Annotated in this window: 18 protein-coding genes and 1 tRNA gene; 2 read left to right on the forward strand and 17 right to left on the reverse strand. The window is 41.1% G+C overall.

The window, feature by feature from the left end:
- Window positions 1–7: 7 nt before the first annotated feature.
- The 16 genes from B5G52_RS00275 to B5G52_RS00345 form a co-directional block, all read right to left on the reverse strand.
- Complete coding sequence (locus B5G52_RS00275; protein WP_087530710.1) at window positions 8–277, reverse strand: K+/H+ antiporter subunit F; 270 nt, start codon at window positions 275–277, stop codon at window positions 8–10.
- A complete protein-coding gene (locus B5G52_RS00280) occupies window positions 271–807 on the reverse strand; it encodes a Na+/H+ antiporter subunit E (RefSeq protein WP_087530711.1) in 537 nt (178 codons plus the stop codon). The genes B5G52_RS00275 and B5G52_RS00280 overlap by 7 nt, the downstream gene beginning before the upstream one ends.
- Window positions 807–2,324, reverse strand: a complete 1,518-nt coding sequence (locus B5G52_RS00285) for a monovalent cation/H+ antiporter subunit D (RefSeq protein ID WP_087530712.1) — start codon at window positions 2,322–2,324, stop codon at window positions 807–809. Before B5G52_RS00285 ends, B5G52_RS00280 begins: the two co-directional genes overlap by 1 nt.
- Window positions 2,321–2,668 (reverse strand): Na+/H+ antiporter subunit C, encoded by a 348-nt coding sequence (locus B5G52_RS00290; protein ID WP_064667620.1) that lies wholly within the window; start codon window positions 2,666–2,668, stop codon window positions 2,321–2,323. Before B5G52_RS00290 ends, B5G52_RS00285 begins: the two co-directional genes overlap by 4 nt.
- Window positions 2,668–5,460, reverse strand: a complete 2,793-nt coding sequence (locus tag B5G52_RS00295) for a monovalent cation/H+ antiporter subunit A (RefSeq protein ID WP_087530713.1) — start codon at window positions 5,458–5,460, stop codon at window positions 2,668–2,670. The genes B5G52_RS00290 and B5G52_RS00295 overlap by 1 nt, the downstream gene beginning before the upstream one ends.
- Before the next feature lie 212 nt (window positions 5,461–5,672).
- Window positions 5,673–6,815, reverse strand: a complete 1,143-nt coding sequence (locus tag B5G52_RS00300) for a tetratricopeptide repeat protein (protein WP_087530714.1) — start codon at window positions 6,813–6,815, stop codon at window positions 5,673–5,675.
- Window positions 6,816–6,867: 52 nt separating this feature from the next.
- Window positions 6,868–7,746 carry a lipoprotein NlpI gene (gene nlpI / locus B5G52_RS00305; protein WP_087530715.1) on the reverse strand — a complete coding sequence of 293 codons (879 nt, stop codon included), beginning with the start codon at window positions 7,744–7,746 and terminating at the stop codon, window positions 6,868–6,870.
- A gap of 134 nt (window positions 7,747–7,880) precedes the next feature.
- Window positions 7,881–10,007, reverse strand: a complete 2,127-nt coding sequence (gene pnp, locus B5G52_RS00310; protein ID WP_087530716.1) for a polyribonucleotide nucleotidyltransferase — start codon at window positions 10,005–10,007, stop codon at window positions 7,881–7,883.
- A 350-nt stretch (window positions 10,008–10,357) separates the two neighbouring features.
- Window positions 10,358–10,627 (reverse strand): 30S ribosomal protein S15, encoded by a 270-nt coding sequence (rpsO, locus tag B5G52_RS00315; protein ID WP_016707659.1) that lies wholly within the window; start codon window positions 10,625–10,627, stop codon window positions 10,358–10,360.
- A gap of 107 nt (window positions 10,628–10,734) precedes the next feature.
- Window positions 10,735–11,685 (reverse strand): tRNA pseudouridine(55) synthase TruB, encoded by a 951-nt coding sequence (gene truB / locus B5G52_RS00320; protein WP_087530717.1) that lies wholly within the window; start codon window positions 11,683–11,685, stop codon window positions 10,735–10,737.
- Window positions 11,685–12,092, reverse strand: a complete 408-nt coding sequence (rbfA, locus tag B5G52_RS00325) for a 30S ribosome-binding factor RbfA (RefSeq protein ID WP_087530718.1) — start codon at window positions 12,090–12,092, stop codon at window positions 11,685–11,687. Before rbfA ends, truB begins: the two co-directional genes overlap by 1 nt.
- A gap of 110 nt (window positions 12,093–12,202) precedes the next feature.
- Complete coding sequence (gene infB / locus B5G52_RS00330) at window positions 12,203–14,860, reverse strand: translation initiation factor IF-2 (RefSeq protein ID WP_087530719.1); 2,658 nt, start codon at window positions 14,858–14,860, stop codon at window positions 12,203–12,205.
- Between the two features lie 25 nt (window positions 14,861–14,885).
- The gene (gene nusA / locus B5G52_RS00335; RefSeq protein WP_087530720.1) at window positions 14,886–16,385 is read right to left on the reverse strand and encodes a transcription termination factor NusA; all 1,500 of its coding nucleotides are present in this window, start codon (window positions 16,383–16,385) and stop codon (window positions 14,886–14,888) included.
- A 38-nt stretch (window positions 16,386–16,423) separates the two neighbouring features.
- Window positions 16,424–16,879, reverse strand: a complete 456-nt coding sequence (rimP, locus tag B5G52_RS00340; RefSeq protein WP_058561276.1) for a ribosome maturation factor RimP — start codon at window positions 16,877–16,879, stop codon at window positions 16,424–16,426.
- 30 nt (window positions 16,880–16,909) lie between these two features.
- On the reverse strand, window positions 16,910–17,056 hold the full coding sequence (locus tag B5G52_RS21985; RefSeq protein WP_176372475.1) for a hypothetical protein: 147 nt from the start codon (window positions 17,054–17,056) through the stop codon (window positions 16,910–16,912).
- A 168-nt stretch (window positions 17,057–17,224) separates the two neighbouring features.
- Window positions 17,225–17,301: transfer RNA gene (locus tag B5G52_RS00345), tRNA-Met, on the reverse strand.
- A 402-nt stretch (window positions 17,302–17,703) separates the two neighbouring features.
- Here B5G52_RS00345 and B5G52_RS00350 point away from each other — a divergent pair.
- Window positions 17,704–18,168: a globin gene (locus B5G52_RS00350; RefSeq protein WP_087530721.1), complete on the forward strand. Its 465-nt coding sequence runs from the start codon at window positions 17,704–17,706 to the stop codon at window positions 18,166–18,168.
- A 3-nt stretch (window positions 18,169–18,171) separates the two neighbouring features.
- Here the strand turns inward: B5G52_RS00350 and B5G52_RS00355 are convergent, their stop codons facing one another.
- The gene (locus B5G52_RS00355; RefSeq protein WP_087530722.1) at window positions 18,172–18,987 is read right to left on the reverse strand and encodes a hypothetical protein; all 816 of its coding nucleotides are present in this window, start codon (window positions 18,985–18,987) and stop codon (window positions 18,172–18,174) included.
- A gap of 112 nt (window positions 18,988–19,099) precedes the next feature.
- Between B5G52_RS00355 and B5G52_RS00360 the strand changes: the two genes are divergently transcribed.
- Window positions 19,100–20,653: a cryptochrome/photolyase family protein gene (locus B5G52_RS00360; RefSeq protein ID WP_087530723.1), complete on the forward strand. Its 1,554-nt coding sequence runs from the start codon at window positions 19,100–19,102 to the stop codon at window positions 20,651–20,653.
- Window positions 20,654–20,714 lie beyond the last annotated feature (61 nt).

Here is a 20,714-nt window from a genome sequence, read left to right on the forward strand (position 1 = left end):
AATTACCTTATTCAATGATATCGCCACGTAGCAAGTATTTACATACTGCGACTGTACTTACAAAACCGAGCATAGCAATGAGTAGTGCTGCTTCAAAATACAGCCCAGTTCCCATATTCATACCATACAGTATGATCAAAGCAATAGTATTTATATACATGGTGTCAAGCGCCAAAATTCTATCAGGCACTGAAGGACCAACAACAAGCCGCCATAAATTAAGTAATAGCGATAAACCAATCATTGCAAAGACGATTAAAAATACCGTTTCTAACATTGAAAAATCTCCTTAAGCGGTGCTTCATAACGCATTTTGATTGTGTTAATCAACTCTTGCTCATCGGCTAAATCTAAAACATGGATCAATAAATAACGTTGTGTAGGCTCTTCCCCCTCAGGAAGTGACTCAGGGATAGGGTAAACCTCTGCACTTACAGTACCTGGGGTGAGCGAAACCGTACTTGCCAGTATAGTAATTGGCATTTCATGACTTAAGTCCAGTGGCACTTTGACAAAGGCTGGACGTAGGTTTTTAACAGGTCCGAGAATCAACAGTGCCACTTGCATGTTAGCAGTCACAATATCGTAAAGCACGAGTAATAACTGTTTAATCGCAAGTCCTGGCTTAATGATAAGCGGTTGCGGCTCGCGAAACGGAAACGTAATAATAGGAATAAAAAAAGCAAATAATGTTGCCAGCACTAAGTGTCCGGGCGATACACTGTTGTTAAGCAACAACCAAACAACAAACAACAAGAGGCTTCGAAATGGTGTTGGCAACCAGCGAAAACGGGATTCTAAGCGCATTATAAACCTCCCTTAAGCACTGTATTTATACTTGTACTAATATCATGTAATTGAGTGGCAGCAGCAATCATATATTCGCTGATTGGACCGCCAAATATTACCATTAATGGCGATCCTGCTAATAAGCCTACTATCGCAATTACTTGCACAGGTTTAGCGTTGTCTTCATCTGGGTGCTCACGATCTTGATGTTTTCGCTCCCAAAATAAACTGGTCCCTGCTCGTGTTAATGCAACAAGCAAAGCAAAACTAGCAATCAAATATACCGGCCAAAACACTAAAGCTCGTTCACTGTCTAAGGTTGTTTTCAAAATCCAAATTTTACCGACAAAACCAGATAAAGGCGGCATGCCCACTACAGCAAGAGCAGCAATAATAAAGCATATTCCTAATAATACTGGTTGTGCTACACCTCGCCCTGGAGCCAATCTGTCAGCCACTTTTCCACGCTGATGTGATATTAAGTCAGCTAATAAAAACAGTGCCGCACACACTAATGTTGAATGAACTAGATAATAAAGGAGTGCCGCTGTTGCGCTTACATGCTGTATGGCCACTAAAGCAACCAAGGTGCCTACAGATACAATGACAAGGTTGGCCGTGAGCTTACGTAAGTCTTGTGCAGCAAGCACACCAATAGCACCAATAACAATGGTTGCTATTGCTAACCCCCAAAGCCAAGGCTGCGCCATATGATTTAAGAGTCCAGCATTTTCACCAAATATAACTGTGTAAACACGTAACATAGCGTACACGCCTACCTTAGTCATAATCGCAAATAAAGCAGCAACTACCGGCATTGCGCTAGCATAGGTGTTAGGTAACCACAAATGAAGAGGTAATAACGCCCCTTTTAAGGCAAACACAACCAGTAATAACAAACCACCAATCTTAGCAAGATATACGTCATCCCCTTGTAGTTGCGCAACTTTAAGTGACATATCGGCAATATTTAACGTACCCAATACACCATATAAAATCCCCAAAGCGATTAAAAAGACACTTGAACCGATTAAATTTAAAATAACGTATTGCAAAGCAGCACGGGTTTTATGTTTATCGCCCGCATGCATCAGTAAGGCATATGATGCAATTAGCAAGACTTCAAAGAAAACAAATAGGTTAAATAGATCGCCTGTTAAGAACGCGCCATTTACACCTAACACAAGAAAGTGCACTAGTGGATGAAAAAAGCTGCCTTTTTCATCATCACCTACACTGCTGTATAGGGCCACTGCTAAAGCTAAAAATGAGGTTAAAGCTACCATTAACACTGATAATAAATCGGCTACCAACACAATACCAAATGGGGCTTGCCAATCACCAATGGCATATACTATTGGGCCATTTTTATAAACACTAATTAGTAGCGCGACACTTACACAGGCAGTGATGATTGACATGACAATCGATACCACCCGACGAATTGGAATACTTTTACCACACGGAGGCATTAACAAAAGTATTGCTGCCAGCATAGGGAGCAATACAGGCCATGAAGCTATATGCTGAATCATCTGTGCTCCTTGTTATTACTCTTAACAAGGTGGCCATCGACATGGTCGTTACCTAAATCAGCACGGCCACGTATAGCTAAAATAACCACGAATGCGGTCATAGCAAACCCGATAACTATGGCGGTCAAAACCAAAGCTTGCGGTAAAGGATCTGCATAATCAGCACCAGTACCCAATACCACTGCTTTATTAATTGTTAAGCGTCCAGCTGAAAATAAAAACAAGTTTACAGCATAGGAAATCATGGTCAGCCCCAGTACAACAGGAAAAGTACGAGCTCGTAGGAGCAAGTAAATACCACAAGTCACTAATACACCTACACACGATGCGTATAACAGTTCCATTAAATATTAACCTCTTCTTTTGGTGCATCTGCTGTCAGCTTACCAAGGCTCGCTAAAATCATCAGCGTAGCGCCAACAACCGTTAAATACACACCTAAATCAAATATAATGGCACTTGCCAGCTCAGTTTCACCAACAAATGGGATATCAAAGTAGTCGAACCATGTGGTTAAAAACGGTCGACCAAACGCCCAACTACCTAGCCCTGTAAACATAGCGATAGCAATACCTGATGCAATAATTTTGCGGTAATTTACATCAAAGCGCGAGGTGATCCACACCGAGCCGCGAGCCATATACTGCAAAATAAATGCAATAGACGTCACTAGCCCTGCAATAAAGCCTCCACCTGGTAAATTGTGACCTCGTAAAAAGATATAGGCCGATACTAATAAAGCCAAAGGTAATAAACTCTGTGAAATGCTCGATAGTAGTATCGGGTAGCGCTCGCGAGCCCACGGACGTCCTTCACTATCACTGGCAGGCATAAACAGCGGTAAATTAGCAAGTAACTTATAAATACCCAGAGCAGCAATACCCAATACCGTGATTTCACCTAGCGTATCAAAGCCCCTAAAATCGACTAAAATAACGTTTACAACGTTAGTACCCCCACCGCCTGTTTTAGCATTGGCAACAAAGAAATCCGAAATTGATTCAAGCGGACGAGTAAGCAGTGCATAACAAATACTCGCGACCACGACCCCCACAGCAGAGGCAATACCTAAGTCACGTAAAATACGTAAAGAGCTTGACTCTTTTGGCGTACGTTGAGGTAAGAAAAACAATGCCAACATAAGCAGTATGACCGTCACTACTTCTACCGTTAATTGCGTTAATGCTAAGTCAGGCGCAGAGAAACGAGTGAAGGCAACAGATACCATTAAGCCCACTATTGATATCATTAATAATGATACCATGCGTGAGCGATGCCAAAGTACAGTGCTGATGGCACCTATAATTAATAAACCAGCACCTATTGCATTATGAAAATCTATTGGCGTGCTTGGTGCTGTGCCTGCTAACGCGCCCATTTCAAATAACGGCCAACCTGCACACAGCAATACAACTCCCAGCATTATTACTATATAGCGCTGTAATGAGCCATTTTCTGTGCTTTGGATTTTATCTTGGCTCCACTTAATAACACTATAAAGAACTCTTTCAAATGTCTTTTTAGCATTAAATGCCGGTAGAGATGCCTGAAATTGAAATAAATGTTTGCGTTGAATATAAATAAACACACCACATGCAGAAGCAATAAAACTCATTAATAAAGGCAAGTTAAAACCATGCCAAATAGACAGTTTAAACTCAGGGGTTGCATCACCGAGCACAGCAAGTGACGCTGCTGATAAAATACCATCCACTACAAAGTTCGGAAACATACCCACTAATAAGCACAGCACCACTAATATTTCGATAGGTACTCGCATATAGCGTGGCGGCTCATGAGGTATTTTTGGTAAATCAATTGGGTCGCCGTTAAAGAAAACGTCATGAATGAAACGAGCTGAATAGGCAACAGAAAACGCAGCGGCTAGAGTTGCCAGCACTGGAATTAACCAAGACATAGAACCCAGCACCTGCTGATGTAAGGTTTCAGCAAAAAACATTTCTTTTGATAAGAAACCGTTTAACAGTGGCACACCCGCCATCGCTGCAGCAGCAACCATCGCCAAAGTCGCAGTATATGGCATAAACCGCCACATACCATTGAGTTTACGCATATCACGAGTCCCTGTTTCATGATCGATAATACCCGTTGCCATAAACAGTGATGCTTTAAACGTGGCGTGATTGATTATATGGAAGATAGCTGCAACTGTAGCAAGCTCTGTATCTAGGCCTAATAATAAAGTGATTAAGCCAAGGTGGCTAATTGTAGAGTACGCTAAGAGGCCCTTTAGATCATGTTTAAATAAAGCAATGTAAGCACCCACTAACAATGTTGCCAAACCGCTCATCGCTACTAAAATAAACCAGGTGTCGTTCCCCGCAAGCGCTGGATGAAAACGCGCCATTAAGAAAATACCCGCTTTAACCATAGTTGCCGAGTGCAAATAAGCACTTACCGGTGTTGGTGCAGCCATGGCATGAGGTAACCAAAAATGGAATGGGAATTGAGCGGATTTAGTAAACGCACCCAATAATACTAATACTAAAGCAAGTTCATACAAATCATGTGATTGAATTAATACACGACTGGCTAAAATGGTATCAAGGTTATAACTACCAACAATATCACCCAGTAACAATAAACCACCCAGTAGCGCCAAGCCGCCAGCACCGGTAACCGCGAGCGCCATGCGCGCGCCTTTACGCGCTTCTGATTTATGCCACCAATAGCTGATCAATAAGAAAGAGCTTATACTGGTTAGCTCCCAAAACAGCCATAATTGAATAACATTATTAGACATAACAATACCGAGCATTGCAGTCATAAACAGCATTAAATAACTATACAGTTTTGGCATAGAGTCGTTACTACTTAAATAATAACGCGTATAGAAAATAACGAGTGAGCCTATGCCTAAAATCATAAAAATGAATAGCAAGCTTAAACCATCTAAACGAAATGCGATCTCCATCCCCAATGCCGGGATCCAATTAAGGGTATAACGGATTGTTTCTCCACTTAATACGGCTGGGGTATGGTAAATTGCAATCGCTAACGCACACAAAGGTGCTATTAAGGTCAGGCTCGTGGTTTGATTACGAGATAATTTGCCGGTGCATGAAGAAATAACACTGCCAATTAAGGATAACAAGGGTATCCAGAGCAAAGTCATAATGAGGAACCTTTTAAAGTCATAAGAATATCAATACGCTAATAATTAATTTTAGTTGTGTACTGGTCATTGAAATGGTATTTAATTCAGCTTAAATGAATATTATATATAGGTATAGTTATACTGACTGAGGGACATTTTGTCTATAGCAAGCCTCCCTACCTGCTCAAATTTTAAACTAATTTAACGTCAATTTAATAATATAAACAACTTTACTCACTGATATGATTATTCGTCATTTTGTCAATAATATTTACCGTTTCCGACAGTTTGCTAAAATAATCGACAAAACGTAATGGTTGATTGTCTTTACTCTTTATTTGCTTCGACCAGAGTACTTTGTACTGCGTTGATAAAGCAACCTGCTGATATTGCATAATTGACCAATTTTTACTGGGTTTATACGCTTTTATTTTACCTTGGCAACTTTGGCTTAAATGCCAACCTTGCGGAGGTGATATGCCATTAGCTATAAACAGGTTTGGCGCCACATAGCCTGTTTGCTTGCATAACCATGCTTGTTTCGCTGTTGGCAGAGCATATTCATCTTCAAAACCATCAAAGTGCATTAATTCATGCAAAAAAAGCCCATAGTGACTTTGCGAACCCAATTGCATAATGCCAGAGCGAACATTGCCTTTACCATTTCGCGGCATCATTACAATGAAATCAAAATCACGGGGCCACTGCACTTTATTGATAAGCGGTTGCCAATGACAATTAGCCGCCTTAAGAGGGTTAGACTGGCACTCTATTGAATCACCTAAGTACACAGGCGTAGAAAAACAAAAACTATTGCTAGCTGGTTGTGGTGAAAGCAGATGTTTTTGTTTAAAAGCGTTTAACTTAGTTAACCCTTCAAGATGATTGCTCAACATAAGTACATTGTAGCTACACCGCTGTTCTGCAACTTGGCTGTGCGTAAATAAAGCAATCCCCGTGCGTTTAGCAAACTCACTAGAAATAGATTCCTTGGGGTAGCTTAGGTGTAACTTTAAAGTTTCAAGCGCATCAGAGATAGGTATTAAACCTTGCTTTGCAAGCAGTTCTAGCTCTGCCCAGCGCTTTTGCTTTACAAGTAATTGAGCTAATTGTTCACGTTTATTAGCTGGTTGCTGAGTAACACTTAACTGCCAAAATAACTTAGCTTTATCCGCGTGCGATTGCCTTAATAATACAAGCGCCCAGTTAAATTGCGCATTAGCAAAACCATTCAGTGCAAGCGCTTTGACAATTGGCTGCGGAAAACTTGAAAGGGAGTTATTAAAAGCACGAGGGAATTGATAAAAGCCCGCAATAGCAGATTTGGCATCCGAGAAGCCTAGCCACAGAGCTAACTTAGAGCTGTGGTTCACTGAGCCTGTTAGTACGTAAAGGCTCAGTAATAAACCACAAAGAAGCCGAGTGTTAACTCTGGTTATCACCAGCCATTAACTCAAGCTCAAGGCGAGCATATTTATACTCTACAAATTCATGCACATTAGTCGCTAAAGCGAGGCGAAAAAAATCTGCGGCTTCATAATCCAAGCCTCGCGCTTGATACATCTTCGCCAAATAAAAATAGGCTTCACAGAGTCGTTGAGCATACTCTTCGTTTGAGCTAACTCCCTCACCGATACTCGCCAAGAAGCTTTGTTCGCTCATATCACCTAAATATAAAGATATAAGGCCGTACGCCCATTGTGTTTCATCAAGCCCTTGGGCTTTAGCTTTTAAATCAATTAATGCCTGCTCTGAATTATCGTGAGATTGCGCTAAATAAAGCCATAATACGCGATATGGATCGCTTGGAGCGCGCTGTAAAAACTCAGCTAAATCAGCAGTAGCTAAAGTAGGTCTATCGCCGTAGTACAAAGCAATGCCACGGTTTAAATACGCATATTCATGCTGTTCATTAAGTTCAAGCGCTGAGTCAAAAAATTCATACGCTTTTTCATACTGCTGCATCAAGGTGTGGTGAATACCTAAAAAGTTATATACTTCAGCTAAATCAGGTTTCATTTGCACGGCGCGGTTAAAATCAATACGCGCTAAGGTAGCCATACCGAGGCTGTCAAATAACACGCCGCGGTCATAATAAAGCTTCGCTTGTTGCTCTGTAGATAAATCTGTGCGGTTTAATAATTCAGAATAACGCGCAATGGCAATTTCACTTCTAAAATCAGAAGCTAAAGGCGCAGTGAAAGGCACATTGATAATAGGAGTCGGCTCCGCTTGCGTGGTAGATTGGCACGCACTTAAAGACAATAAAGCCACTGTTGCAAACGCTACATGTTTAAAAATCATTAAAATCCTTAATACCTCAAAAGTAAGCAATATAGACAAGTTGTATATAAAGAGGTTTCATTAAAGCATAAAAAAAGGGGCTAAACAGCCCCTTTTTATGCAATCCAGTAATTAACTGGACTAAATATCAACAATTAAGCGTCAGCTGATGTATCAGCTGCAGGTGCTGCTGATTCCATTGCTTCTTTAATGCTTAAACGTACGCGACCTTGACGGTCTACTTCTAGTACTTTGACTTTCACTTCTTGGCCTTCGCTAAGGTGATCTGCAACGTTATTTACGCGCTCAGTGCTGATTTGAGAAATATGCACTAGACCATCTTTACCAGGTAAAATGTTCACGAACGCACCAAAATCTACGATACGTACAACTTTACCTTGGTAGATAGTACCCACTTCTAGTTCAGCTGTTAATTGCTCAATACGCGTGATTGCATCTTGTGCGCTCATGCCGTCTGTTGCAGCAATTTTAATTGTACCGTCATCTTCGATTTCAATCGTTGTACCCGTCTCTTCAGTAAGTTGACGAATTGTAGCGCCACCTTTACCGATAACTTCAGCAATTTTCTTCGCAGGGATCTTCATCGTGTAGATACGCGGAGCAAATTGAGAAAGCTCTTCAGACGGTGCTGCAATTGCCTCGTCCATCACACCTAGGATGTGTAAACGTGCCGCTTTTGCTTGCTTAAGCGCAATTTGCATGATTTCTTGCGTGATACCTTCGATCTTGATATCCATTTGCAATGCAGTGATACCGTTTGATGTACCCGCAACTTTAAAGTCCATGTCACCTAAGTGATCTTCATCACCTAAGATGTCAGAAAGAACAACGAATTTCTCGTCTTCTTTAACTAGGCCCATTGCGATACCTGCAACAGATGCTTTAATTGGTACACCTGCATTCATAAGAGCAAGTGATGTACCACATACAGATGCCATTGAAGATGAACCATTTGATTCAGTGATTTCTGATACAACACGGATTGAGTATGGGAACTCAGTCAGTGTTGGCATTACAGCTGAAATACCACGCTTAGCTAGGTTACCATGGCCGATTTCACGACGCTTAGGAGAACCTACAAAACCAGTTTCACCTACGCAGAACGGAGGGAAGTTGTAGTTAAGCATAAAGTGGTTTTTATGTGTGCCAGTTAAATCGTCGATTAACTGTGAATCACGTTCTGTACCAAGTGTAGCAGTAACAAGTGCTTGAGTTTCACCACGAGTAAAGATTGCAGAACCGTGAGTACGCGGTAATACGCCAGTCATTACGTCAAGAGCACGGATCATATCTGGTTCACGACCATCGATACGTTTTTCGCCAGCAGTGATGCGGCCACGTACGATTTTCTTCTCTAGTGAACCGAATACTTTACCCACTTCTTGCTTATCCAGTGTTTCGTCTTCAGCAAGCTCGCTCGTAAGTGCTTCAACAACAGCGTCTTTTGCTGCAGTTAATGCTTCTTTACGCGCTACTTTATCAGTGATGCGGTAAGCTTCGCCTACTTTATCAGCCGCTAAAGATGCTACTTTCTCTTCAAGAGATACGTTTTTCTCAGGTGCAGACCAATCCCATGTAGGCTTGCCCGCTTCTGCTTTGAATTCGTTGATAGCGTTGATGATAGCTTGAGATTGCTCATGACCATACACAACCGCACCCAGCATTACGTCTTCAGCAAGAACGTCTGCTTCTGATTCAACCATAAGTACCGCGTTATCAGTACCTGCAACAACTAAATCAAGTTGGCTTTCTTCAAGTTCTTTTAGTGTTGGGTTAAGTACGTATTCGTTATTGATATAACCAACACGCGCTGCACCAATTGGGCCACTAAATGGAATACCAGAGATAGCAAGTGCTGCTGAAGTACCAATCATCGCAACCATGTCTGGTTGGATTTCAGGGTTAACAGAAACAACCGTTGCAATAACTTGTACTTCGTTTACGAAACCATTTGGGAAAAGTGGACGAATTGGACGGTCAATTAGACGTGCAATAAGTGTTTCGCCATCGTTAGGACGACCTTCACGCTTTAAGAAACCACCTGGGATACGACCCGCAGCGTACATACGCTCTTGGTAGTTAACTGTTAGTGGGAAGAAATCTTGACCTGGTTGTGCTTCACGCTTACCAACAACAGTCACTAATACTGACGTGTCGCCGATGCTTGCTAATACTGCGCCGTCTGCTTGACGTGCGATTGCACCTGTTTCTAGGGTAACGGTGTGTTGACCTAGTTGAAATTCTTTAATAATTGCTTGCACTTAAAATATCCTTCAAATCTAAATAAGTGTTCCATCAAAGTACCAATTACAGTACATAATTGTATTCAGTTGGAAATCAATTAAGTACTACAATTGGCAATGATGTTTTGTAAGACATTAAACCTTTTTAATGTCGGGCATAGTATATACCAAAGCCACATAAAAATGCGAGTCTAGCGACTAGATAATACAGACTCTTGATGTCACTTTGCTTACACGCATAGTCTATAAGTAATGATGGGGATTTAAGCTTGTTTTTCAAGCATTTTAGAATGAAAGCAGCAAATTCTTTGACAAATTTCAGGCACAAAAAAAGGAGCTAATAAGCTCCTTTTTATGAAATCTAGTTCTTAGCGACGTAGGCCAAGCTCTTGGATTAACGCAGTATAACGTGCAATGTCTTTACCTTTAAGGTAATCAAGCAGTTTACGGCGAGTGCTTACTTTACGAAGCAGACCACGACGTGAGTGGAAGTCATGCTTGTGATCAGCGAAGTGACCTTGAAGCTTGTTGATATCAAAAGTTAAAAGTGCAACTTGTACTTCAGGTGAACCAGTGTCGCCTTCTGCACGTGCGAATTTTGCGATGATATCGATTTTTTCTTGATTGCTTAGTGACATAGTAACTCCAAAAATAAATGTAAAAGGTGTCTTAGCCGATCACTAATTCAGCCAAAACGATTAAGCGGGCGTATTCTACCAGTTTTAGTAATAACTACAAGATAAAGTTAGTCTGTGTTCTGTTGCTGATTCGATAAACCGCGTTTAGACTTTAAATGACCATCAGGGTTACGTTCACCCGTGCCGATAAACACGCCATCAGCTAGTACTTTAATAGGCCCTTCAGGCAAGACTTTGCCCAGTACAACAGCTTGACCATGACTAAACGACATGCCCTGCTCTTTAGTTATCTCAACAACCGGTAAATCAACCAGTGCTGTATCCATAGGCAATAGCAGCTCGTCAAGGTAATTCGAAGGCGCAAGATCTTCAGCCTTAGCTTTTGCTAACAATGCTTCAAGCTGCTCAAGCGAAACCATTTTATCTGCAGGGTAATGACCAACAGCAGAGCGATGCAACATAATGACATGCGCACCGCAGCCTAGGTTTTCACCTAAATCATCCACAATAGTGCGGATGTAGGTGCCCTTAGATACATGAGCGGTCATTTGTACTTCGTTGTTCGCTTCATCAAACTCATCAAGCGTTAAACTGAATACATTGATTTTTCGACATTTGCGTGGGACTTCAATACCTTCACGCGCATATTTATACAAAGGTTTACCTTCATATTTAAGCGCTGAATACATTGACGGGTATTGATCAGACTCACCTAAGAATTTGGCAATTTCTTGCTCTAGCAATTCTTTTGTCACGTTTACATCACGTGTTTCAACCACTTCACCATCAGAATCTGACGTAGTAGTGCGCTCACCTAGTTTTGCTCGTACCACATAGGTTTTATCTGTATCGAGTAAAAACTGGGTAAACTTGGTCGCTTCACCAAAGCAAATCGGCAACATACCTGTGGCTAAAGGGTCAAGTGCCCCGGTATGCCCAGCTTTTTGTGCAAAATAAATACCTTTTGCCTGCTGTAAGGCTCTGTTCGATGAAATACCTTGTGGTTTGTTTAACAACAAAATGCCATCAATCGGACGGCCCTTACTGCGTCTTGCCATTAGTCTTTAGTGCCTTCTTCGCTGTCGTTTTCGTCATCTACGTGTTTAGCGTTATCTTCACGGATAACTGAGTCAACTAAGTTAGAGATACGCATCCCTTCCATTAGTGAGTTATCAACCACGAATTTAAGCTCAGGCATAATACGAGCACGAATACGCTTGCCCAATAACGAGCGAATATACCCTGTTGCTTCGTTTAGTACTTTTGCACTTTGCTTAGCGGCGTTTTCATCTTCAGTATTAAATACCGTAATAAACACTTTGGCGTAAGACAAGTCACGTGATACTTCAACGGCTGATACAGTCACCATGCCTAAACGTGGATCTTTAATTTCGCGTTGCAATATAACAGCAATTTCTTTTTGAATTTGCTGAGCAACACGATCAGTGCGAGAAAATTCTCTCATTGCTTTTTACTCTAATTTTATAACTTATTGAGAAATATAAATAAGTTAATTTAATAATGGATACACAAATGGGGGCTGAGCCCCCATTTATCATCTTAATATGCTAACAATTAAAGTGAACGTTGTACTTCAACTGTTTCGAATACTTCGATTTGGTCACCAACGCGAACGTCATTGTAGTTCTTAACGCCGATACCACATTCCATGCCATTACGAACATCTTGAACGTCGTCTTTAAAGCGACGAAGTGACTCAAGTTCACCTTCGTAAATAACCACGTTTTCACGTAATACACGAATTGGTGCGCTACGCTTAATAGTACCTTCAGTAACCATACAACCAGCAATTGCGCCAATTTTTGGAGACTTAAATACGTCACGTACTTCAGCAAGACCAATGATCTCTTGCTTAAACTCAGGAGCAAGCATACCAGACATGGCTTGCTTAACTTCTTCGATTAAGGCATAGATTACGCTGTAATAACGAAGGTCTAGGTTTTCAGTATCAATTACTTTACGCGCTGATGCATCAGCACGAACGTTGAAACCAACTACGATTGCGTTTGAAGCCGCAGCAAGTGTCGCATCAGTTTCTGTGATACCACCTACGCCAGAGCCAACAATCTTCACTTTTACTTCATCAGTAGAAAGCTTAGTTAGTGAATCTGAAATTGCTTCAATTGAACCTTGAACGTCAGCTTTAAGTACCACGTTAACTTCTGATACATCGCCTTCAGCCATGTTAGTAAACATGTTTTCAAGCTTCGCTTTTTGCTGACGAGCCAATTTAACATCACGGAATTTACCTTGACGATAAAGAGCAACTTCACGCGCTTTACGCTCATCTTTAACAACAGTCGCTTCATCACCTGCAGCTGGGATACCAGAAAGACCTAAAATCTCTACTGGGATAGATGGGCCAGCAGACTTAATGTCTTTACCGTTTTCATCTTTCATTGCACGTACACGGCCGTATTCTAAACCACATAGTACGATATCACCTTGGTTAAGCGTACCTGACTGAACAAGAATAGATGCAACCGGACCACGGCCTTTATCAAGACGTGATTCGATTACAACACCTGCTGCCATACCTTCACTTGGTGCAGATAGCTCAAGAAGCTCTGATTGCATAAGAACAGCTTCTAACAGCTCATCAATACCTAAGCCTGTTTTAGCTGAGATATGAACGTACTGCGTATCACCGCCCCAATCTTCAGGGATAACGTCTAGCTGTGCTAATTCGTTCTTAACGCGATCTGGATCTGCGCCTTCTTTATCCATTTTGTTTACAGCGATAATTAAAGGAACGCCAGCTGCACGAGCATGCTGTACTGCTTCTTTAGTTTGTGGCATTACACCATCATCTGCTGCAACCACTAGGATTACGATATCAGTCGCTTTTGCACCACGTGCACGCATTGATGTAAACGCGGCGTGTCCTGGTGTATCTAAGAACGTGATCATGTTGCCGTTAGTTTCAACGTGGTAAGCACCAATGTGCTGCGTGATACCACCGGCTTCGCCTGATGCAACTTTCGCTGAACGAATGTAATCAAGTGTTGATGTTTTACCATGGTCAACGTGACCCATTACAGTAACAACTGGTGCACGTGGCTCTGACTTACCATCTTCATGGCGGTCATTTAGCACTGTTTGCTCTAATTCGTTCTCTTTAACGATGATAACTTTGTGACCCATTTCTTCAGCAACAAGCTGTGCTGTTTCTTGGTCAATCACTTGGTTAATGGTAACCATGTCACCCATTTTCATCATTGTTTTAACAACTTCAGCGCCTTTAACTGCCATGCGTGATGCAAGCTCAGCAACTGTGATTGTTTCGCTAATACGCACTTCATTTTTAACGTCAGCAGTAGGTTTTTGGAAACCATGCTGTAACGACGTTGGTGCTTTTAGCTTGCCTTTACGGCCTTTAGCTGCAGCAAACTTATCTTTTGCTGGCGCCTTTTTCTTTTTCTTCGCACGGCGTGACCCCTGCTCATCACGCGCATCAGCAACATCTTCTGCTTCACGTGCGTAGGTAGAAGTCGTAAGATGGTGATCCGCGGTTTCTTCGCGTTTCTTACGTTCTTCTTCTTCTTTCTTCCAGCGCGCTGAATTCTCTTCAGCTAGCTTTCTTGCCTCTTCTGCTTGACGTTTCGCTTCTTCTTCAGCTTTCTTCAATGCGGCCTCTTCTGCTTCTTTTTGCAGACGCTCAGCTTCGATGCGATCTTTCTCAGACTTAGCACTTTGCTCAGGGGTCATCTGCTTCTGTTTTGCTACACGTTCAGCATCTGCTTTACGTTTAGCTTCCTCTTTTGCTTTACGATCAGCTTCTTCTTTAGCTTTACGTTCTGCATCTTGTTTCGCTTTAAGTTCAGCGGCTGCTTGAGCAGCTTTTTGCTCAGCTTCACGACGTGCTGCTTCTTCAGCGGCGATACGTGCTTGCTCTTGCTCCTGCTCAATTGCACTCTTCTTAACATAAGTACGTGTTTTACGTACTTCTACTTGCACTGACTTTGCTTGACCTGTAGAGCCGGTCACACTTAATGTGCTTTTGCTCTTACGTTGCAACGTCATGCGAGCTGGGCCTTCAGAGCCCGTGCCACCATGTGACTTGCTTAAATGATCGAGTAACGTTGCTTTTTCTGCTTCAGTTACATTATCACCTGCTTTTTTGGTAATACCGGCTTGCGATAATTGTTGAAGTAATTTATCAACAGTTGTACCAATATCCCCGGCTAGTTTTTCAACATTTACTTCTGCCATAGTTTCTAATACCTCCGTTAATAAATTACTCGTCTGCGAACCAACAAATGTTACGCGCAGCCATAATCAGTTCACCTGCTTGTTCAGGTGACAGCTCAGTGATATCAACTAATTCGTCAATTCCCTGCTCTGCTAAATCTTCAAGCGTTACTACACCTTTACTTGCCATTACAAATGCAAGGTGACGCTCTAATCCTTCAAGTGCTAATAAGTCTTCAGCAGGCTCAGCACCTTCTAGGCTTTCTTCAGTTTTCAATGCTTTAGTTGTTAACGCATCTTTTGCACGAGAGCGTAACACATCAACTGTTTCTTCATCTAGGCCGTCTATTTCTAAAAACTCTGACGCTGGTACGTAGGCTACTTCTTCAAGCGTTGAGAAACCTTCGTTAATAAGCAATGTTGCAAAGTCGTCATCGATATCTAAGTTTTCAGTGAATAAGTTAATTAACTTATCAGATTCAGCTTCATTCTTCTGACGCATGTCTTCAACAGTCATAACGTTTAGTTCCCAACCAGTTAACTGGCTAGCAAGACGTACGTTTTGACCATTACGACCAATTGCTTGCGCTAGGTTATCTGCTTCAACAGCGATATCCATTGAATGCGTGTCTTCGTCCATTACGATAGACGCCACTTCTGCAGGTGACATTGCATTAATAACAAACTGTGCTGGGTTGTCATCGTAAAGTACGATATCAACACGCTCACCGCCCAACTCTGTTGAAACAGCTTGCACACGTGCGCCACGCATACCAACACACGCACCAACTGGGTCAATACGTTTGTCGTTAGATTTAACAGCGATTTTAGCACGAGAACCTGGATCACGCGCCGCTGCACGTAATTCAATCATCTCTTCGCCAATCTCTGGCACCTCAATGCGGAACAGTTCCATTAGCATTTCTGGCTTCGAACGCGTTACAAATAACTGCGCGCCACGTGCTTCTGGTTTTACTTCGTAAAGTAGACCACGGATACGGTCGCCTGGGCGGAAGTTTTCGCGTGGTAACATGTCGTCACGGTAAATAACCGCTTCTGCGTTGTTACCTAAGTCAAGCACGATTGCATCACGTGTTGCTTTTTTAACAACACCCGTTACAAGCTCGCCTTGCTGATCTTTGTATGCATCTACAACTAAAGCACGCTCAGCTTCACGTACTTTTTGTACGATTACTTGCTTAGCCATTTGTGTTGTAATACGGTCAAATTTGATTGACTCGATTTGCTCTTCAACAAAATCACCAAGCTGCAAGCTTTCATCTTCAACTTGCGCAGCTTCTAATGTAATTTCACTGTATGGGTTTTCTAGTGAACCATCTTCAAGTACTTCTGCAATTTGCCAGCGACGGAATGTGTCGTAGTCACCGGTTTTACGGTCAATTGCTACACGTACTTCGATTTCACCTGTGTGTTTTTTCTTGGTCGCAGTCGCTAATGCGAACTCTAACGCTTCGAAAATCTTTTCTTTTGGAACCGCTTTCTCATTGGAAACGGCTTCAGCAACCAATAATATCTCTTTTGCCATGGGTAATGCCTCGCTTGCCCTATTCCTTCGCACTCGAACTAAAACTTTGCGATGATGTTCGCACGTTCGATGTTACTAAGCATGATCATATGCTCAGCACCATCACTTGATAGTGTGATCATATCACTGCTAACTGATACTAAGTCGCCTTTAAAGTTACGACGACCATCTTGTGGAAGCTTAGTACGTACACGTACTTCCTCTCCTTGCGCCTTCTCGTAGTGATCTTGTTTGAATAATGGACGATCAACACCAGGAGACGATACTTCCAAATCATATTCATTTGTAATCGGGTCTTCGACATCTAAGATTGCGCTTATTTGACGACTTGCGTCAGCACAGTTATCAACCGAAATCCCCGCTTCATGGTCAATATAAACCCTAAGCGTAGAATGGCGACCAGCTTGTACAAACTCAAGACCATGTAGTTCAAAGCCTAACATTTCAACAGACGGTGAAAGCATGGTTAGTAAATCTTGCTCAAGTTTTGTCACGAAAATCCTCCATACAAACAAAAAAAGGGCTTATAGCCCTAAAATACTTAGCTTATTTCTTGGTAAAAAACCAAGTGGTGCAGATACAACAACGCCCCGAACCAAGCGGGGCGTCACACCTAAAGCATAAAACTGTGTGGCCATGGGCCAAGCTTGGCTGCGGGTAGCTAACGCCACCTAAATAAACCTAATAGCTTAAACGCAAAACGCGCATTACTTAGAATGCGCGACTTCAATTTGGTAACAATAAAATCGCTACTCAAAAGTTTGGTTTTAAAATATGACCTTATGTAGTAAAACAACATAACAATCTTAAAACATTCTAATGCTAACCAAATAAAAAATTGGTTGCGGGAGCCGGATTTGAACCGACGACCTTCGGGTTATGAGCCCGACGAGCTACCAGACTGCTCCATCCCGCGCCAACTGATATCAATATCGCTTTAAAAAGCTGTTTGATATCTATTTAGCAATTACAAAGTAAGCTAAACAATGGCGGCTATTATAAAGACTATTGACATAATTAGCAACCAAAAACCTGTAAAGAATTAGCCTCTTTTAAGGCCCTCTTAATAGTACAAAATAACGCCAACCTAGTTCCTACTCACCCTATTTAGCCCCCCAACAGATAAAGAAATTGAAAGACGAAACGAATGAGGTATTACCTAAAATGTAAAGATTTGTGAATATAAAATTAGTTTTTAAACAAGACGATATTTCCCAATACCAGCTCTAAGATGCGCTATTACTGAAAAAACCTCAGCACTTTAAGAGTTACAAGCTATAATTAGCGAGGTTGAAACAGCCTAACTAGCGGGGGGATTATGAAATTTAATACAGAAATTAAAAAACAGTTACTGAGAAGTATTAATATAATCAAACCAAACTTTCATTGTTTTACATTTACTTTTCAGATGCAGCTAAAACGACAGCCACTGTTAATGCAATGTCCATCTAGTGAGGCATTGAATGAAAATAGTTATTTACTGTACTGTGCATTAGAGCGAACAATTATGCATATAGATAATTTGCACTCAGTGACACCGTTTATTCATCATCATGCAAATAATTTAAGTAAATTGGGAATAAGCCACCAAGACGTTACTTTATTGTGTAATGCATTTTTAGCAAGTTTGAAAATTCACTTAAAAGATTATATGACGCCAACACTTGAACAAAATTGGCGCCGAGCAATACGTATTTTTACTAATATAATAACAAGCTATTTGTTTAAAACCAGTAACGTGGTGTCACTAACTGACTACTCGCAAAAACAACTTAGCTCCTAATTGCTATTGTAGCTGCGCCATTTCATCATGAAGCCTGTCGATTTGGCGCTGCTCAATTTCAATTAAAGTATTATATTTTGAGGTCAAGGCCGTCATTTTCCTGGATAATGAATTATCATAAGTAGCATCAGCTAAATTACTCGGTTGATTTTTAGCCTCTGAATCTAGAGTATTTATTTGCTGATTCATTTGAGCTTGATAGGTATCAATTTTAGACTCTCTTTCTTCAATTTCACGCTTGATAGCTTGTCTACGAATGAATGAATCTATTTCTTTACTCTCTTCGCTTTGTTCAATAGTTGTATCAACCTGAGCTTGGCCTTGCTGTAATCGTAACTTTTCTTTTTGCAGCCTATCAATATCGCGTTGCTCCCGCTCAATCTGTAAATCGTACCTTTGTGTCACATTCACCATCTGGTTGGCAATAGCCGTTTCTTTTTGTGCGCCTGTTAGATTATGCAACTGAGCATCTGATTGATTTTTTAACCCACCGATCTCTTTATTCATTTTAGCCGTTAAAGTATCTATCTTGTCTTGATGTTGGTTAATATCTACATCAATCTGCTTAATACGAATATAACTATCAATCTGCGTGGTATCCATTTTTCCATTAGTCACAATTTCACTTGGCACGCCTGGATTTTGTTCTTCCACAGTAATTTTTTTAGCGTCTTTACCGCACGGAAACTGACTGAACTCAACTACCCCTTCTTTCTCGCATTTGTACACATTGGCATTGGTATTAGTAGCGCCAAAAAGTGTAAAAGCAATGAGTGAGTAAATAGTTAAATGGTGGTTAAAACGTAATATATTTTTCACTGAAACACAGTCCTTTGTTTGAAACTGATCTAGATATAGCACGGTTAAAAATAATAATAAATCAGATCTAATCAACTAAGTATGGCGTATAATTTAAATTTGGTCAGATTTTATGGCATACAAAACCTTACGATTTATTTTTGGTGATCAACTAAACCCCAGCCATAGTTGGTACAAAGAGCCGAATCAAGAACACGTTTTATACGTCATTGCTGAGCTAAAACAAGAAACAGACTATGTAAAACATCATATCCAAAAAATTACAGCGTTTTTTTGCGCCATGAAAAACTTTGCCTCGGCGTTACAGCAAGCTAATTTGAATGTTCTGCATTTGACCTTAGATGACACCCACAAATATACATCTTTAAGTGATTTACTTAAACACCTAGCAGATCAATATCAATGCACACAAATTCACTACCAATATCCTGACGAATACCGCTTAAAACAGCAAATGAATCAACTTCACTCTACCAGCAACATAAAAATCATAGGGTTCGACAGTGAACATTTTTTACTGCCCTTTAATGAAATTAAAACGCACTTTAAAAAAGATAAACATGTAAAAATGGAGTTTTTTTACCGCATGATGCGCAAGCGCTTTGATATATTAATGAACGGCGACTCCCCTCTCGGTGAACAGTGGAACTTTGATCAAGCTAACCGTAACAAACTCAAAAAAGCTGATTTAGCTCAAATACCAAAAGCAAAAACGTTCCGCAATCCAGTTGGTACAACTATCAAACGAATTGAAGCCCATAATATTAATACCTTCGGCCACTGCCCTGAAAACCTGCTTTGGCCGACAAGCCGTAGTCAGGCCAAGCAATTATTGGCATATTTTTGCGAACATTTATTGCCATCTTTTGGTCAATTCCAAGACTCAATGACTTGTCACAGTACAGAACAATGGAGCTTGTATCATAGCCGAATATCATTTGCGCTTAACACAAAAATGCTCCACCCGATGCAAGTCATAGACCTAGTTCTTAAAGAATTTGAATCGCGTCCCGATGATATCAACCTTGCACAAGTTGAAGGATTCATTCGGCAAATCCTAGGGTGGCGTGAGTATGTACGTGGTATTTACTGGCAAAACATGCCCGACTACGCATCTAAAAACGAATTAAACGCTAGCCGCTCTTTGCCTGATTATTTCTGGCATGGGAAAACCAATATGAATTGTATGAAACATGCAATTAACCAAAGTTTAGATACCGCATACGCCCATCATATTCAGCGTTTGATGATAACCGGTAATTTTTGTTTATTAACTGAGATGGACCCAGCCCAAGTAGATAGTTGGTATTTGGGCATTTATATAGATGCTATTGAATGGGTAGAAATGCCTAATACCCGAGGTATGAGTCAGTTTGCCGATGGAGGCCTTATTGCAACTAAACCGTATGCGGCCAGTGGTAATTACATAAATAAAATGAGCGATTACTGCAAGGGCTGTCATTATAACGTAAAAGAAAAAACTGAAGATTCTGCATGTCCATTCAACAGCTTGTATTGGCACTTTATGAATAAGCATGAAGAACGATTATCTCGAAACCCGCGTATCGGTATGGTGTATAAAAATTGGCAGAAGCAAGCTCCAGAACAACGCCAAGCCACCTTAGACAGAGCTAAATGGTGTTTAGATAATATTGAAAGCTTATAGCCAATATCTATTACTGAACCAGTAACAAAAAAACCGCCTCAAATGAGGCGGCTACTAAAAA

Origin of the sequence: Pseudoalteromonas sp. A601 (assembly GCF_002165575.1) — a bacterium.
Lineage (GTDB): Bacteria > Pseudomonadota > Gammaproteobacteria > Enterobacterales > Alteromonadaceae > Pseudoalteromonas.